The organism is Mycolicibacterium flavescens (assembly GCF_001722335.1).
Lineage (GTDB): Bacteria > Actinomycetota > Actinomycetes > Mycobacteriales > Mycobacteriaceae > Mycobacterium > Mycobacterium flavescens.
The window spans coordinates 197439-213991 of sequence record NZ_MIHA01000009.1; the positions used below are offsets into that span (position 1 = coordinate 197439).

The 16553-nt window shown below is 68.8% G+C and carries 15 protein-coding genes; 10 read left to right on the forward strand and 5 right to left on the reverse strand.

Annotation, left to right across the window (positions count from 1 at the left end; genetic code table 11):
• Positions 1 to 16: 16 nt before the first annotated feature.
• Positions 17 to 676, forward strand: a complete 660-nt coding sequence (locus BHQ18_RS14520) for a dihydrofolate reductase family protein (protein WP_069414373.1) — start codon at positions 17 to 19, stop codon at positions 674 to 676.
• A gap of 4 nt (positions 677 to 680) precedes the next feature.
• Here the strand turns inward: BHQ18_RS14520 and BHQ18_RS14525 are convergent, their stop codons facing one another.
• Positions 681 to 1427: a cutinase family protein gene (locus tag BHQ18_RS14525; RefSeq protein WP_069414315.1), complete on the reverse strand. Its 747-nt coding sequence runs from the start codon at positions 1425 to 1427 to the stop codon at positions 681 to 683.
• Positions 1428 to 1672: 245 nt separating this feature from the next.
• Between BHQ18_RS14525 and BHQ18_RS14530 the strand changes: the two genes are divergently transcribed.
• From BHQ18_RS14530 to BHQ18_RS14540, 3 genes are read left to right on the forward strand one after another with little or no spacing between them, the layout of a single operon-like run.
• A complete protein-coding gene (locus tag BHQ18_RS14530) occupies positions 1673 to 2104 on the forward strand; it encodes an MmpS family transport accessory protein (protein WP_069414316.1) in 432 nt (143 codons plus the stop codon).
• Between the two features lie 49 nt (positions 2105 to 2153).
• Positions 2154 to 5030, forward strand: coding sequence for an MMPL/RND family transporter (locus tag BHQ18_RS14535; RefSeq protein WP_084294066.1), 2877 nt, complete (start codon positions 2154 to 2156; stop codon positions 5028 to 5030).
• Positions 5031 to 5048: 18 nt separating this feature from the next.
• Positions 5049 to 5660, forward strand: a complete 612-nt coding sequence (locus BHQ18_RS14540; protein WP_069414317.1) for a TetR/AcrR family transcriptional regulator — start codon at positions 5049 to 5051, stop codon at positions 5658 to 5660.
• Between the two features lie 3 nt (positions 5661 to 5663).
• Here BHQ18_RS14540 and BHQ18_RS14545 read toward each other — a convergent pair whose 3' ends face one another.
• Genes BHQ18_RS14545 through BHQ18_RS14555 form a run of 3 tightly spaced genes read right to left on the reverse strand, consistent with a single transcriptional unit; the run spans position 5664 to position 8033 of the window.
• Complete coding sequence (locus tag BHQ18_RS14545) at positions 5664 to 6563, reverse strand: ferredoxin family protein (RefSeq protein ID WP_069414318.1); 900 nt, start codon at positions 6561 to 6563, stop codon at positions 5664 to 5666.
• Positions 6560 to 7774, reverse strand: a complete 1215-nt coding sequence (locus tag BHQ18_RS14550) for a cupin domain-containing protein (RefSeq protein ID WP_069414319.1) — start codon at positions 7772 to 7774, stop codon at positions 6560 to 6562. The genes BHQ18_RS14545 and BHQ18_RS14550 overlap by 4 nt, the downstream gene beginning before the upstream one ends.
• Before the next feature lie 10 nt (positions 7775 to 7784).
• Entirely contained in the window at positions 7785 to 8033 is a 249-nt protein-coding gene (locus tag BHQ18_RS14555; RefSeq protein WP_069414320.1) for a BatC protein, read from the reverse strand.
• 100 nt (positions 8034 to 8133) lie between these two features.
• Here BHQ18_RS14555 and BHQ18_RS14560 point away from each other — a divergent pair, with 100 nt between their 5' ends.
• The 5 genes from BHQ18_RS14560 to BHQ18_RS14580 all read left to right on the forward strand — a co-directional run bounded on the left by BHQ18_RS14560 (position 8134) and on the right by BHQ18_RS14580 (position 14235).
• Positions 8134 to 8850, forward strand: coding sequence for an NUDIX hydrolase (locus BHQ18_RS14560; RefSeq protein WP_069414321.1), 717 nt, complete (start codon positions 8134 to 8136; stop codon positions 8848 to 8850).
• 120 nt (positions 8851 to 8970) lie between these two features.
• Positions 8971 to 10101 carry an acyl-CoA dehydrogenase family protein gene (locus BHQ18_RS14565; protein WP_276046042.1) on the forward strand — a complete coding sequence of 377 codons (1131 nt, stop codon included), beginning with the start codon at positions 8971 to 8973 and terminating at the stop codon, positions 10099 to 10101.
• A gap of 7 nt (positions 10102 to 10108) precedes the next feature.
• The gene (locus BHQ18_RS14570; RefSeq protein ID WP_069414323.1) at positions 10109 to 11185 is read left to right on the forward strand and encodes an acyl-CoA dehydrogenase family protein; all 1077 of its coding nucleotides are present in this window, start codon (positions 10109 to 10111) and stop codon (positions 11183 to 11185) included.
• Positions 11186 to 11245: 60 nt separating this feature from the next.
• Entirely contained in the window at positions 11246 to 12400 is a 1155-nt protein-coding gene (locus BHQ18_RS14575) for a metallophosphoesterase (RefSeq protein WP_069414324.1), read from the forward strand.
• A 29-nt stretch (positions 12401 to 12429) separates the two neighbouring features.
• Positions 12430 to 14235, forward strand: a complete 1806-nt coding sequence (locus tag BHQ18_RS14580; RefSeq protein WP_069414325.1) for a fatty acyl-AMP ligase — start codon at positions 12430 to 12432, stop codon at positions 14233 to 14235.
• Position 14236: 1 nt separating this feature from the next.
• Here the strand turns inward: BHQ18_RS14580 and BHQ18_RS14585 are convergent, their stop codons facing one another.
• A complete protein-coding gene (locus BHQ18_RS14585; protein ID WP_069414374.1) occupies positions 14237 to 15208 on the reverse strand; it encodes an aldo/keto reductase in 972 nt (323 codons plus the stop codon).
• 232 nt (positions 15209 to 15440) lie between these two features.
• On the opposite strand from BHQ18_RS14585, the gene BHQ18_RS14590 reads away from it, so the two are divergent.
• Positions 15441 to 16550, forward strand: coding sequence for an alpha/beta hydrolase (locus BHQ18_RS14590; protein ID WP_084294067.1), 1110 nt, complete (start codon positions 15441 to 15443; stop codon positions 16548 to 16550).
• Positions 16551 to 16553 lie beyond the last annotated feature (3 nt).

Below are 16553 nucleotides of genomic sequence, written 5' to 3' on the forward strand. Positions count from 1 at the left end.
CGCTACGGAGGTACGAGTGGAACAGTTGCTGCGCGTCCAGAATTTCAACGTGTCCCGGGACGGGTACGGCGCGGGGGAGAACCAGAGCTTCGAGCGCCCGTTCGGACACGCCGACCCCGCCACCATGTTCGCGTGGTGTGGCGCCACCGCGAGCTGGCCGAACCGCACCGAACCCGGGGGCAGCCGCGGGCTCGACGACTACTTCACGCGTGACTACAGCCGCAACATCGGCGCGGAGATCATGGGACGCAACAAGTTCAGCCCGCACCGGGGGCCATGGCAGGATCTTGACCGGCAGAACCTCGACTGGCAGGGATGGTGGGGCGACGAGCCACCGTTCCACACGCCGGTGTTCGTGATGACGCATCATCCGCGCCCGTCGTTCACGCTGTCGGACACGACGTTCCACTTCGTCGACGCCGATCCGCATACGGTCCTGGCACAGGCGCGGGACGCCGCGGACGGGCGCGACGTGCGGCTCGGCGGCGGCGCCGCCACGACCAGACAGTTTCTCGACGCCGGTCTGATCGACACCCTCCACGTCGCGGTGTCTTCGGTGGACCTCGGCGGCGGCTCGCGACTCTGGACCTCGCCGGACGACCTCGACGACCGGTATCACCACGACGTGGTGCCCAGCCCGAGCGGTGTGACACACCACCTGTTCTGGCGGCGCTGAGGGTTCAGCCCTGTCCGGCGGCCTGCTGGACGTTGTCGGTGCCGTTGCCGGGGTCGACGTCTTCGGGGCCGCGCGGCAGCCGGTCCACCGCGTACTGCGCGGCCTGGTCGACCATGCCGTTGAAGATGTAGCCGCCGTGCGCACCGTTGTCGTTGCCGGTCGGTGAGCACACCGGATCGGCCGGGATGCACAGGTCCAGTGTCTTGTCCGCGTAGTGCGAGCCCACCGTGATCGGCGGCGCCCCGGTGTAGATCATTTGCAGGAAGCCGCTGGAGGGTTTGCCGAAGAGAGCAACGGCGGCAACGTGATCCGACACCGACGGCGGCATCGGCCCAGTCATCCCGGGAGGCGGGACGTAGCCTTCGGGCATCGTGTCCTCGGTGATGTAGGCGGCGACGGCCGCGCCCTGCGAGTAGCCGCCGAGCACCACTTCGGTGTCCGGGCAGTTCGCCGCCGTGGCGGTCACCTTGTTGCTGGCGTCGATGACGCCGTCGGCCGCCGTGGCAAAGTCAAGCGACGCAGGGTAATTGACCGCGTACACGTCGACCGACTTACCCGGCGTCTTGGCGCGCAGCGAATCCACGAACGCCTGTCCGGTAGCGCCGACGCCCGGTGCCTCGAACGTGCCGCGTGCGAAAACGACCTGCACATCGGGGCACGGCGCCGCCTGACTCGGTGCCGCGACGGCGACCGAACCAGCCACCACCGCAACGGCAGACGTCGCACCCGCAAAGAACCCAACACGTTTCATTCCGACCCGCCTCTGTTTTTCGAGTTGACCCCGCGACCGGCTCCGTTGACCCCAGCGGAACTGCGCCGGCGTACCCGAGATCGGTTTTACCAAAACCTGGACGTGCGTGCCGATCCGGCGGGAGGGCCGGTCCGTCCCGCCCGGACATCCAGGAATCGACCGCTCGCGGTCCTGTACAGTTCTCGCCAGCGCGGACCACGGAACTCGAGTTCCGCCGAGCCGCACGGTCGAGCGAGGAGGGTCAGGTGTTCCGGGCTTTGAAGAGGTTCTGGATGCCGCTGCTGCTGGTGGTGGTGGTCGCGCTGGGTGCCTATGCCATCATTCGGATCCGCGACTCGGCCGGTGCCCATCCTCCGAACGCAGCAGAGACGTCCGCGATCACCTCGAATTTCAATCCGAAACACATCACCTATGAGGTGACCGGGGCCGGAGGGACCGCCAACCTCAACTATCTCGATGAGAACGGTCAGCCACATCTGATCGAAAATGCCCCACTTCCATGGTCATTCACGATCGTGACGACGTTGCCGTCGATGTCGGCGAACATCATCGCGCAGGGTGACCGCGACGTCAGTGATCTGCAGTGCCGGGTGACCGTCGACGGCGAAGTGCGCGACGAGCGAGCAAGCACCGACACGGTCAAGCCGTTCATCTACTGCTTGGTGAAATCCGTATGAGAGCGGCGAGGCGACGATGCGCCCGGACGGCGCGCGGAAGGGCGACCGAATGAGCAACACGCACGCGAAGCCCCGTCGACCGTTCCTGGCGCGCATGATCCGGACTTTCTCGGTGCCCATCATCGTGTTCTGGGCGCTCGCAACCGTTGCGGTGGGGATCCTCGTTCCGTCCCTGGACGACGTCGCCGCGACCCGCTCGGTGCCTATCAGTCCCACGAATGCGCCGTCCTATCAGTCGATGCTGAATATCGGCAAGGTGTTTCAGCAGTACGATTCGGACTCCTCGGCGATGGTCGTGATCGAGGGCGACGAGGCACTGGGCGATGCAGCGCACAAGTTCTATGACGAGATCGTTGCCAAGCTGGAGGCCGATCACGAGCACGTCCAGAACGTTCAGGACTTCTGGAGTGATCCGCTGACCGCGGCCGGTTCGCAGAGCGTGGACGGCAGGTCCGCGTATGTGCAGATCTTCCTCAACGGCTCCCAGGGCACCAGCGCCAGTCACGATTCCGTGGAAGCCGTCCGTGACATCGTTGCGTCGGTGCCCGCCCCGCCGGGTATCAAGGCGCATGTCGCCGGCAACACGGTCCTCAACGCCGACACCCGTGTCGCCGGCCATCAGAGCATGGCGACCATGGAGTTGGTATCGGTCGGGGTCATCATCGTGATGCTGCTCCTGATCTACCGATCTGTCGTCACGATGGTCATCTCGATGGTGGTCATCGGCCTGGAACTTCTTTCCGCGCAGGGCTTCACCGCTTTAGCGGGCTACCTGAACATCATCGGCCTCACGCCGTATGCGGTCAGCATGGTCACAATGCTCTCGCTGGCCGCCGGCACCGACTACGTGATCTTCCTGCTGGGTCGATATCACGAGGAAAGATCCAGAGGACTCAGCCGCGAGGACGCGTATTACGTCGCCTATCACGGTGTGTCACACGTGATCCTCGGGTCCGGTCTGACCATTGCGGGCGCCTGCATGTGTCTCACCCTGACCACGCTGCCGTACTTCCAGACCATGGCCCTGCCTTGTGCGATCGCGGTCCTGGTGATCATCGCGGCGGCGCTGACGCTCGCGCCTGCGGTCCTGACCGTCGCATCGAAGTTCGGTCTGCTCGATCCCAGACGCGAGCTCTCGCAAAGGGGGTGGCGCAAAGTCGGAACTTCCGTGGTGCGGTGGCCGGTTCCGATCATCTTCGTGACCAGCCTGGTCGCCATCGTGGGCTTCGTGAGCCTGCTGACTTACGTGCCGCAGTACAACGACCAGAAGTTCACGCCCGAGGACATGCCCGCAAACGTCGCCATGGGCGTCGCCGACCGACACTTCTCGCAAGCCCGGATGAACCCCGAACTGTTGATGCTCGAGGCGGATCACGATCTGCGCAACTCCGCGGACATGCTGGTCATCGACCGCGTCGCCAAACATGTGGTTCACATGCGTGGTATCGACCGAGTGCAGACAATCACCCGACCGCTGGGTGCGCCGATCGAGCACAGTTCCATACCCTTCCTGCTCGGTGCGCAGAACGCCGGCACATTGCAGGCGGCGAAGTTCAACAACGACAACTCGGCTCAGATGCTCGAGCAGGCGGACGAGCTGAGCAGAACAGTCGCCAACATGGAACGCATGTACACCATCACCAAGGAGATGACCGAAACCACACACAGCATGGTCGGCAAGACCCATGAGATGGTGGAAACCACCAACGAATTACGCGACAGCATCGCGAATTTCGATGACTTCTTCCGGCCGCTGCGTAACTACTTCTACTGGGAACCGCACTGCTACGACATCCCGATCTGCTGGTCGCTGCGTTCGATCTTCGATTCACTGGACGGGATCGACGCACTCGCCGATCAGATCCAGAGCCTGACGGTCGACCTGGACCGTCTCGACGAGCTGCTGCCGCAGATGTTGCCGGTCCTGCAAGAAACCATCAGCTCGATGAAGACGATGCGTGACTTCATGTTGGCCACCCACAGCACCATGGCCGGAATGCAGGCCCAGCAGCAGGAGTTGGCCAAGGGCGCCACAGAGATCGGCCTCTTCTTCGATGAAGCCAAGAACGACGACTTCTTCTACCTGCCGCCAGATGTGTTCGAAAATCCGGACTTCGAGCGCGGACTCAAGATGTTCCTGTCACCCGACGGCAAGGCGGTCCGCTTCATCATCACCCATCAGGGTGATCCCGCCTCGGTCGAAGGCATTGCGCACGTCGAGGATCTCAGGGGTGTCGTCGCCGATGCCGTCAAGGGCACACCACTGGCCAACGCGAAGGTCTCGCTGGCCGGCACCGCCTCGCTGTACGCCGATATGCAGGACGGCGTGGTCACCGATCTGATGATCGCGGTTCTGGCGTCGATGATCCTGATCTTCTCGATCATGCTGCTGATCACTCGCAGCGTCGTGGCCGCACTGGTGATCGTCGGCACCGTGGCCGCCTCTTTGGGCACCGCCTGCGGCCTGTCGGTACTGCTGTGGCAGGACATACTCGGCCTCGGTGTGCAGTGGATCGTGATCCCGCTGTCGATGGTGATCCTGTTGGCGGTCGGCTCGGACTACAACCTGCTACTGGTGTCGCGGCTCAAGGAAGAAATCCACGCCGGGCTGAATACCGGAATCATCCGCGGCATGGGCGCCACAGGTCGCGTCGTCACGGCGGCCGGGCTGGTGTTCGCGTTCACCATGATGTCGATGATCGTCAGTGATCTGCGGGTGGTGGGTCAGCTCGGGATGACGATCGGTATCGGCTTGATCGTCGACACATTGATCGTGCGCGCCTTCATGACGCCGTCGATCGCGGCCGCGCTCGGCCGGTGGTTCTGGTGGCCGCTGAACACCTTCGAGATCGTCGACAGGACCAGCCGACGAAGGGCTGCGCGATCGGCCGATACCGCGCCGATACCGCGACCCTCTTCGCCATGACCCCTAGGCTCGTCAGTGATGGCAGAAAAGGAGCCGAAGTTACGCAGGCGCACTGAGGGGCGGCTGGATCGGTCGAGGGATCCCGCGATACTCGACGCGGCGCTGGCCGCTCTGAAGGAGCACGGTTACGACGCCACCAACATGAACGACATCGCCACGCGCGCAGGCGTCGGCAAAGCCGCGATCTACCGCCGGTGGTCGTCGAAGGCGGCCCTGATGACGGACGCGCTGGTGTACTGGCGCCCCAATCTGCTCACTGACGAGGCCCCGGACACCGGTACTTTGCAGGGCGATCTCGAGGCGCTCATCGAACGTGCGGAGCGCAACGAGGACGCGACCGTCACCTACGACCTGATCCTGCGCGTTGCCCTCGAGGCGGTGCACGACCGCCAAATGGCGCTGGCATTGGACGATCTGATGTTGTTGCGAGGACGGCGGATGATCTCGGCGATTCTGCGGCGGGCCGCCGACCGCGGCGAGATCAGTGCGGACCGCGATTGGACGCTGGTCGCCGATGTGGTCACCGCGATGAGCCTGATGCGCGTTGTCAACGGCCAGCACGCGGACGCCGCCTTCGTGCGCGAGGTCATTCACACGTTGGTGCTGCCGGCTGTGCGTGAACGCGGCTGAAACTCAGCGGCCGGGATCGACGGGCCCCAGCGAGCCGAGCCGGAACATCCGGACCCGTCCGGTGACCTGCGCAGAACACTGCGACAGCAGGGGATCGGACAGTTCCTCGTGCAGAACCACCTCGATCGGGCCGGCGTCACCGGCGAGCAGCACCCGGATGTGGTGGTCGGCGCGCTCGACATCGATCGGGTGCAGTGCGTCGATGCGGTTGTCGCCGAGTTGTTCTCGCGCGAAGTACTGCGCCGCCTGCACGGCATGGGGCAAACAGGTGCGCCCGCGCAGATGACGGTTGTCGAGCCGGCCGTCGAGGTACAACCGGATCAACTCCGCCGAGTCCGCCGTGTCGACCCGCCCGTAGCACAGCCCCTCGGGCAGCACCAGCATCGTCGCCGCGAACCGGTCGCCACCCAGATGTGAACACTCCCAGGTGAACTCGGGATACTCGGCGGCGATCGCGCGGCACGCGCTGCGGCCCCGGACCGCGCAGCACTGGTCGTGCTTGCCGTGTGAGCAGATCGCCACCACCGGATCCGTGGTCAGCTCGCCGTCGCTGCCGTCGAGCGCCAGGTCGAGAAAGTCGCCCGGACCGTCGACCTCGCCGCGGTACAGCGCTTCGTGCCCGACGTCGGAGTGCGCGATGAACCACCGCCACTGCCGGGCGTCCGGCCGCCGTCCGTGCTTGCGGATCGCCGCGATCCGCATGCCGGCCTTCTCGATGCGGTGCACGACCGCGCGTCCCAGTCGCGGGTCGATACAGTTCGGCGACTGCAGAAACGCCGACGGGCCCCACGCGCCGGCCAGTTCCAGAAGCACCCATTTGGAGCCCGCGGACGCGGTGCCGTACATCGGGTCGTCGCGGGCGAGCGACTGATCGCTGCAGGGGATCCGTTTCGCCGCGGTCATCCGTGGCTGCTGGGCACCGGGACGACGACCGCCTCGCGAAGCAGTCGGCGGATCAGGACGGTTCCGTCGGCGGCGTCGAGGCCGGGCAGGTGCTCGGCGTCGGCCGCCAGGCCGCGGTGCAGCGCGACCAGCGCCTCGCCGCAGATCCGGGGGAACGTGATCGTGCGGTCGGCGAGCCGCAGCACGACCCGGTCGCCGGACTCGTCGAGGGCGCCGATGAGGCCGTGCCGCCACCGCACCGCCACGGATGCGGATTCGGCGGCCGCCAGGGTGGCCAGCGGGCGCACCGCGACCGGGCGGGTCCGGTCGGCGTGCCGGCGTTCGAGATGCGCAGCGGCACCGGCGCTCAACGCGCTCGCGTCGTCGCGCAACGCCCCGACCATCTCCGCCATCACCTTGCTCACCGTCGCCATCGTCTCATCCGCCTCCGTGGGGTCGGCCCCGAGCGGCAGCGCCCTGCGGAACGCCTCGCTCCCGGCCAGCTGCTCGACCACCGAACGGGCCACGTCGAGCACCGTCACCGGGGACACCCCGATGGTGAGGTGGATCGACGTGGAGTCCAGCGCCTGCGCCGAGTGCACCCACCCGCGCGGCAGATACAGCGTGTCGCCCTCGTCCAGCACCGCGTCGATGACCGGTGCCTGCTCGACCCGCCGCCCGATCGCGGCGCGGTGCTGGGTCCACGGCTGCGACGGCAGCGGATTCGCATGCACCGGTTCGTGCACGACCCAGCGCTTCTGCCCGGACACCTGCAGCACGAACACGTCGTGCACGTCGTAGTGCGGGTCGAACCCCCGGTTCACCGGCGGGGTGATGTAGGCGTTGGCCTGGACCGGGTGCCCCAGGTCGTCGACGGCCGCGCGGACGAAGCCGATCAGCGGAGGCCACAGGCGGTGCAGGCCCTGCAACACGATCGTCGCGCCCGCGGCGAACTCGCCGAGCACCTTCGCCGAGTCGACCTGATCGGTCACCTCGGCACCGAAGCCGGCCGGCCCGAGATAGCAGTCCCGGGCCAGCAGCCCGCCCTCCTTGGCCAGCCGGATGAACGGCGACCGCACCCCGCGCTCAGCGATCAACTCGTCGACGGTGTCGGGGCTGAGCAGATCGCTGAAGTCGCGGGGCAACGCGTCGGCCCGGGTGAGCAGCGGAGCGCGGCCCCAGTGTTCGTCGGCGAATCGCCGAGGCTCGACCGCGACGCAACGCGTCAGCATCGAGCTGGTGTCACGCGGTGCCGTCGGCGCCGCCGTCGTGGCCGTCGGGGTTGGAGCCGCCGTCGGCGACACCTTCGCCGCCCGCGCTACCGTCGGCGCCGCCGTCGTGGCCCTCGGGGTTGGAGCCGCCGTCGGCGACACCTTCACCGCCCGCGGTGCCGTCCGCGCCGCCGTCGTGGCCTTCAGGGTTGGAACCGCCGTCGGCCGGGCCTTCGCCGCCTGCGCCCGAGGTGGTGATGTCGTCGTCGTCGAGTGCCATCGTGTGCTCCTTTTTCGGTTGGGCTGATACCGCAGCGTGCGCTGGTGGTGTTGCCCCAACCGCACCCGGACAAACCACGGGCCGCGGTTATGGTCGAGCGGTGACGATTCCCTACGACGAGTCGCTGCGCGAGCGGGTCCGGTCGAACCTGACCGGACACGACCGCCGCGCTGTCACCGACCCGAACAAGCGGCACGCGGCGGTGGCCGTGGTGCTGGTCGATTCCGAAGTCGGCGAGGACCGCGTCGACCCGGCCGACGTCGACAACTGGATCGGCGGTCGGCCGATGCCCTCGGACCTCGACGGCCGGATGGTCGACGTGTCCGGCGGGGCCGCGTTCCTGCTGTGCCGCCGCGCGATGCGGCTGAACTCGCACGCCGCGCAGTGGGCGCTGCCCGGCGGGCGGCTCGACCCCGGCGAGACCGCGATCGAGGCGGCGCTGCGCGAACTCGACGAGGAGGTGCGGGTGCGGCTGCCGCACTCGACGGTGCTGGGTCTGCTCGACGACTATCCGACCCGGTCCGGTTACGTCATCACCCCGGTGGTGATCTGGGGCGGCGGCCGGCTCGACCCCGACCCGGCGCCCGACGAGGTGGCCGCGGTGTACCGGGTGGGGCTGCACCAGCTGCAGCGAGAGGATTCGCCGCGCTTCGTCGACATCCCGGAGAGCCCCCGGCCGGTCGTGCAGATCCCGCTGGGCAACGACCTGATCCACGCCCCGACCGGGGCGGTGCTGCTGCAGCTGAGGTGGCTGGGCCTGGAAGGCCGCCACGACCCGGTCGACGAGCTCGAACAGCCGGTGTTCGCCTGGAAGTGACGCGTCGACGCACAATCCAGGTGCGCTTACCCGGCGACGCGGGTACCTCACGTAGATCGAGAGACGGGGTTGACTGTGAAACTGGAATTGAGTGAGTCCGATGCGGCGTTCCGCGACGAGATGCGGCGGTTCTTCACCACCGAGATCCCGGCCGATCTGCGTGAGCGGATGCAGGCCGGGCACCCGAACTTCCCCGACGACATGGTCACCAGCCAGCGGATCCTCAACGCCAACGGGCTGGCGGTGCCGAACTGGCCGGTCGAATGGGGCGGACAGGACTGGACACCGCTGCAGCGCCAGATCTGGCTCGACGAGATGCAGTTGGCCGGCGTGCCCGAACCGCTGGCGTTCAACGCCAAAATGGTCGGGCCGGTGATCGCGCAGTTCGGTTCCCAGGCGCTCAAAGAACGCTTCCTGCCGCCGACCGCCAACCTCGACATCTGGTGGTGTCAGGGCTTCTCCGAACCCGAGGCCGGCTCGGATCTGGCGTCGCTGCGCACCACCGCGGTACGTGACGGCGACAGCTACGTGGTCAACGGCCAGAAGACGTGGACGACGCTGGGGCAGCACGCCGACTGGATCTTCCTGCTGGCCCGCACCGATCCGGACGCGCCGAAGCGGCAGGCCGGGATCTCGTTTCTGCTCGCCGAGATGTCCACGCCGGGAATCACGCTGCGGCCGATCAAACTGATCGACGGCGGCTACGAGGTCAACGAGGTGTTCTTCGAGGACGTCCGCATACCCGTCGATCAGCTCGTCGGCGAGGAGAACCGGGGCTGGACCTACGCGAAGTTCCTGCTCGGCAACGAACGCACCGGCATCGCCCGGATCGGGCTGACCAAGCTGTGGATGGCCCAGATCAAGAAGCGGGCCGCGCAGGTCACCGTCGACGGCGCGCCGCTGCTGCACGACCCGCTGTTCGCCGCGCGTGTCGCCGAGATCGAAAACGGGTTGCTGGCACTGGAACTGACGCAGATGCGGGTCAGCGGTTCCGAGGCCGACGGGAAGCCCAACCCGGCGTCGTCGATCCTGAAACTGCGCGGCAGCCAACTGCAGCAGGCCGCCACCGAGCTGATGGTGGAGGTGGCCGGTGAGGACGCGCTGCCGTTCGCCACCGACGACGGGGTGGCCGCGCCGCAGTGGGCGCAGGACGCGGCGCCGCGCTACCTGAACTACCGCAAGACGTCGATCTACGGCGGCACCAACGAGATTCAACGCAGCATCATCGCCTCGACCATCCTGGGATTGTGAGCCGGCCATGGACTTCGACCTGACCGAAGAACAGCAACTGCTGCGCGACGTCGCCCGCGACGTGTTCGCCGCCGACGCCGTTGAGGAGGGCCGGCGCGCAGAGGTGTGGGCCCAGCTCGCCGAAATCGGGATCCTCGGACTGGGTTTCGATCCGACCGAGGCCGGCCAGATCGAGATCATGGTGGTGCTGACCGAGCTCGGCAGGCGGTTGGCGCCGGAACCGGTGGCCCAGGCCGCGCTGGTGCCGGGCGGGCTGATCGCCGAACTGGGCACCGAGCGTCAGCGTGAGATCGCGGCGGCCGTCGCCTCCGGGTCCACGCTGCTGGCGTTCGCGCACACCGAAACCGGGATGCGTTCGGTGGACACCGCGCTGGGCACACAAGCTCGGCGCTCCGGTGACACCTGGACCCTGACCGGCCGCAAAGGGCCGGTGCTGGCGGGGGATTCGGCGGACACCGTCGTCGTCAGCGCGAACCTGCCCGACGGCGGCACGGGCCTGTTCCTGGTCGACGCCGACGCGGCGACGCGGCGGCCGTACCGCACGTTCGACGGGCGCGGCGGGGCGCAGATCGACTTCGAGGACACCCCGGCCGAACCGCTCGGCGACGGCGGCGACGCCACCGAGCACATCACCCGGGCGGTGATCCGGTTCCAGTCCGCACTGTGCGCGGAAGCCGTCGGCGCGATGGAGGAGGCGCTGCGGATGACCACCGAATACCTCAGCAGCCGAAAGCAGTTCGGCGTCCCGCTGAGCACCTTCCAGACGCTGACCCAACGCGCCGCGGACATGTACGTGTCGCTGGAGCTGGCGCGCAGCATGAACTACTACGCGGCGATGTCGATCGCCGACGGCCGGTTCGACCCGGTGATCGCCGCGCGCGCCAAACTGCAGATCGGCCGGTCGGGCCGCCACATCGCCCAGGAGGCCATCCAGATGCACGGCGGTATCGGGATGACCGCCGAGTACCCGGTCGGCCACTACGCGGCGCGGCTCACCGCGATCGAAGCCACGTTCGGGACGTCCGACGACGCGCTGCGCACGTTGACCCGCCACATCGACGACTACGAGACCGTCTCGCTCTAGCTTCTCCCGCGAGCGCACACCTTCTACGGTTTGCGCACCGAATGCACAGGAAAGGTGCGCATGTTCATCGTCATTCTCGGGTCGGTGCTTGCGCTGATGCACCTGTACCTGTGGCTGCGGTTGGTGCGCGACACCACCCGGGCGGGACGGCTGCGCTGGGTGCTGACCGGCGTGTTGCTCGCGTTGGCGGCGGTGCTGGTCGCGGCGCTGATGCTGCCGCGGGTGGTGGGCCCGGCGGAGGCGGGGTGGTTCGCCTGGCCCGGCTACCTGTGGTTCGGGCTGGCCGCGTACCTGTTCCTGGCGCTGCTGGTCCTCGAACCGGTCCGGTTGATCCTGCGCCGACGTGCCCGCCGTGAAACCCGTTGCGAGGCAGCCGATTTGACCCGTCGGCTGTTCCTGGCCCGCGCGGGCGCCGCGGTCGCGGGGGTCACGTCGGTGGCGGTGGTCGGTTACGGCACCGTGCGCGCCGTCGGCCCGCCCGACGTGCTGCAGGTCCCGGTGCGGCTGCGCGGTCTGGACCCCGCGCTGCGGGGTTTCCGGATCGCGGTGGTGTCCGACATCCACCTCGGCCCGCTGGCGGGCCGGGCGCACACCGAGCGTCTGGTGTCGATGATCAACGAGGCCGACGCCGACCTGGTGGCGATCGTCGGTGACGTGGTCGACGGCACGGTCGACCAACTCGGTTCGGCGGCAGCGCCGTTCAAGGACCTGGTGAGCCGCGAGGGCACCTTCTTCGTCACCGGCAACCACGAGTACTTCGTCGACGACACGATGTCCTGGCTGCGTGAACTCGAACGTCTCGGGGTGCAGCCGCTGCGCAACGAGAACACCCCGATCCGCCGGGGCGGCGCGGTACTCAACGTGGCCGGGGTCAACGACCTGGCCGGGCGGCGCTACGACGACGGCCCGGACTTCGACCGCGCGCTGGCCGGGGTGCACCCGGACGGCCCGACCGTGCTGCTCGCGCACCAGCCCGTGCAGGTCGAGCAGGCCGCCGCGCGCGGGGTCGACCTGCAGCTGTCCGGTCACACGCACGGCGGGCAAATGTGGCCGTTCCACTACCTGGTGCGCGCCGAGCAGCCGTCGCTGGCCGGGCTGTCCACCGTCGACGGCACCCAGTTGTACGTCACCCGCGGCGCCGGCTTCTGGGGCCCGCCGGTCCGCGTCGGCGCACCACCGGACATCACCGTGCTGACCCTGGAGCGTGAGCCCTGACACGTGCCGGGCGTCCCTAGACTTCGGGCATGTCCACCCCCGCGCGACCGGTGCCGCACGACGGCCTGCTGCGGATCGAGGACTGCCTCGACGACGACGGCGCCGTGGTGGTGCCCGCCGGGGTCAACCTGATCTCGCTGATCGACCGCAACATCGCCAACGTCGGCGACGCGCCGGCCTACCGCTTCCTCGACTACAGCGGCGCCAACGAGGGCGTCGCGACCGAGCTCACGTGGACCCGGCTCGGGCAGCGGCTGCGCGGCGTCGCCGCCCGGATCCAGCGGGTCGCCGCGCGAGGTGACCGGGTCGCGATCCTCGCGCCGCAGGGCCTCGACTACGTCACGGCGTTCTTCGGCGCCATCAAGGCCGGCACGATCGCGGTGCCGCTGTTCGCCCCCGAACTGCAGGGCCACGCGCAGCGCCTCGACACCGCGCTGCGCGACTCGCAGCCCTCGGTGGTGGTGACGACCTCGGCCGCGGCGGCCAACGTGCGCAGCTTCCTCGCCGACCTCGACGGCGTACCGGCGCCGCGCGTCGTGATCCTCGACGAGATCACCGACACCGACGAGTTCGAACCCGTCGACCTGGATCTCGACGACGTGTCGCACCTGCAGTACACCTCCGGTGCCACGCGCGCGCCTGCCGGCGTCGAGATCACCCACCGCGCCGTCGGGACCAACCTGATCCAGATGATCCTGTCGATCGACCTGCTGGACCGAAAAGTACACGGGCTCAGCTGGTTACCGCTGTTCCACGACATGGGGTTGTCGATGATCGGCTTCCCCGCGGTGTACGGCGGGCACTCGACGCTGATGTCGCCGACGGCCTTTCTGCGCCGCCCGCACCGGTGGATCAAGGCGATGTCCGACGGCGCACGGGAGGGTCGCGTGGTGACCGCCGCGCCGAACTTCGCCTACGAGTACGCCGCGCAGCGCGGCCGGCCCGGCCCCGGCGAGAACCTCGACCTGAGCAAGGCGGTGCTGATCCTCGGCTCCGAACCGGTCGACATCGACGCGATCACCGCCTTCAACGAGGCGTTCACCCCGCACGGGTTGCCGCCCAACGCGTTCCGGCCGTCCTACGGGATCGCCGAGGCAACCTTGTTCGTCGCGACGATCGCCCCGCAGGCGCGCGCCGCCGCGGTGTACCTCGACCGCGGTGCGCTCGGCGAGGGCCGCGCGGTGCCGGTGCCCGCCGACGACGAGGGCGCCGTCGCGCACGTGTCGTGCGGACAGGTCGCCCGCAGCCAGTGGGCCGTCATCGTCGACCCTGACACCGGAGCCGAACTCGCCGACGGACACATCGGCGAGATCTGGCTGCACGGCGACAACATCGGCCGCGGCTACTGGGGCCGACCCGAGGAGACCCGCCGCGCCTTCGGTGCCCGGCTGACCTCCCGGCTGCCGACTCGCAGCCATGCTGAAGGCGTTGCTGCCGAAGCGAACTGGCTACGCACCGGCGACCTCGGCTGCTATCTCGACGGCGAACTGTACGTGACCGGCCGCCGCGCCGACCTGATCGTCGTCGACAGCAGGCAGCACTACCCGCAGGACATCGAGGCCACCGCCGAACGCGCGTCGTCGATGGTGCGGCCCGGGCACGTCACCGCGTTCACCGTCGACGGTGACCTGGTGCTGGTCGCCGAACGGGCCAGCGGCACAGCGCGAATGGACCCCGCGCCGGCGGCGGCCGCGATCCGCGATGCGGTGCGGGCGCGGCACGGTCTGCCGGTCGCCGACGTGCAGTTCGTCGCCGCGGGCGCGATCCCCCGCACCACCAGCGGCAAGCTGGCGCGCGGCGCGTGCCGCACCGAATACGTCGACGGACGCCGCTGACTCAGCCGACGCCGAGACGCTCGCGCAGCGTGTCGGTGAAGAACCGGGCCGTCGAGACCGGCCGGAACTGACGCGCGGCCGCGGTCAATGCGTCCTGCTGCTGGACGCTGAGCTCGATGTCGGCCGCGGCGACGTTGAACTCGAGCTGCTCGACGCTGGAGGCGCCCGGGATCGCGACCACGTTCGGCAGGTGCAGCAGCCACGCCAGCGCGACCTGCGCGGGCCGGGCGCCGACCTCGACGGCGACGTCGCGCAGCGTCTGCAGGAGCGGTTCGGCGCGGCGCAGGTTCTCCGTGCCGAACAGCGGGTTGGCCGCGCGGACCCCGCCGGGCCGGTTGTCGGGTCCGTACTTGCCGCCGAGCAGCCCCTGCGCGAGCGGGCTGTAGGCGATCACGATGCGGTTCTCCCGCTCGGCGAACGGCACGAGGTCGCCCAGCGCCTGCGGATGGGCCAGCGAGAAGTGCACCTGGTTGCTGATCACCGGCCCGCCCAGCGCGGCGTCGGCCTTGCACCAGCGCTCCAGCGAATAGTTCGACACCCCGGCCGCGCCGATGACACCCTCGTCGAGCAGATTCCGCATCCCCGGCATGATCACCGAATCGGGCACCACCGGATTGGGCTGGTGGACCTGGTACAGCGGGATGGTGCGCACACCCAGCCGCTGCGCGCTGGCCCTCGCCCGCTGCCTGACCACGGCGGGCACCGGCGCGACCGGGAACACCTTGCTGGCCAGCGCCACGTTGTCGCGTTCGGCGCCCAGCGCCTCGCCCAGGATCCGCTCGCTCTTGCCGAACCCGTAGATCTCGGCGGTGTCGAACAGCGTCACCCCCAGCGCCAGCGAGCGCTGCACGATCTCGCGGGCCGGCCCGGAGGCGTAGCTGTCGCCGTAGCCCCACTCCCGCGACCCGAACTGCCAGGTCCCGAGCCCGATCCGGCTGACCCGGCCCACTCCGTCGACGTCGATGTACTTCACCGGGCCCACAGTACGGACGGTCTGCATGGTTTTGCGCCCCGATACCGGGGGTATCTGAGGCGGACGTCGCACCAGCGGCGCAGCAACCTGGATTCAGTGTGGAGGCGGAGCGCATGCTCGAGTTCATCTGCCCGACCTGCGGGCACTTCAGCTTGGAAGAAGCCGCTTGTGATTCCTGCACCGGCCGCGCCGGCGAAGGCAGCACTGACCTCGCGATGGCCGGGTAGACGCGATGTCGCTTCCCCGCTCGCTGCATCCGCTCGACCTGGTCATGGCGTCGACGAGGCTGTACGCGGCGCTGCCGGTCGTCGGCAGGCACCTCGAACCGTTCGCCGGTCTGACCGCGATGGCGATGTACGGCCACCACTACGCGCCCGCCGCGGTGCGCGGGATGGTCGCACGCCGTCTCGGCCCGGCGGCGAGCGCGCCCGTCGACGGCCTCACCGAACCGGGCAGCGGTGGCCGGCGGGTCCCGCCCTACCTGGCCTTCCGCGCTCAGCGGCAACGCTGCCTGTACCGCAGTTCGGTCCGGTACGGCGACCACCCCGCGCAGTTGCTCGACGTGTGGCGCCGCCCGGACCTGCCGCCCGACGCGCCGGTGCTGATCTTCGTGCCCGGCGGGGCCTGGGTACAGGGCTCGCGGGTACTGCAGGGGCACACGCTGCTGCACCACCTGGTCAAGCAGGGCTGGGTGTGTCTGACGATGGACTACCGGGTGTCTCCGGTGAACCGTTGGCCCCGGCACATCGCCGACGTCAACGCCGCGATCGCGTGGGCCCGCGCCAACGTCGACAAGTTCGGGGGCGACCGCAACTTCGTCACGATCGCGGGGTGCTCGGCGGGCGGGCATCTGGCCGCGCTGGCCGGCCTGACGCCGGGTGACCCCGCATTCCGCGGGGAACTCACCGAGGACGCCGACACCTCGGTCGACGCGGTCGTCGGGATCTACGGCCGCTACGACTGGCAGGACCGCTCGACCCCGACGCGGAAGAACTTCGTCAACTTCCTGGAGCGAGTCGTGGTGGGCCACAAGCAGTCCCGCCGCCCTGAACTGTTCGAGGCGGCGTCACCGACGGCGCGCATCCACCGGGACGCCCCGCCGTTCTTCCTGATCCACGGCGAGCAGGACACCATCATCCCGGTCGGGGAAGCGCGCGCCTTCCGGGAGGCGCTGAGCGCGGTGTCGCGAAACCCTGTGGAGTACAGCGAGATCGGCCGTGCCGGACACGCCTTCGACCTCGTCGACAGCTCCCACGCGCGTCGCCTCGCGGTCGAGGTGGGCCGGTTCCTGGGCGGGGTGCGCGACCGGCAGCTGCAGCAGACCACCGCCGCGGCGGTCTAGGTC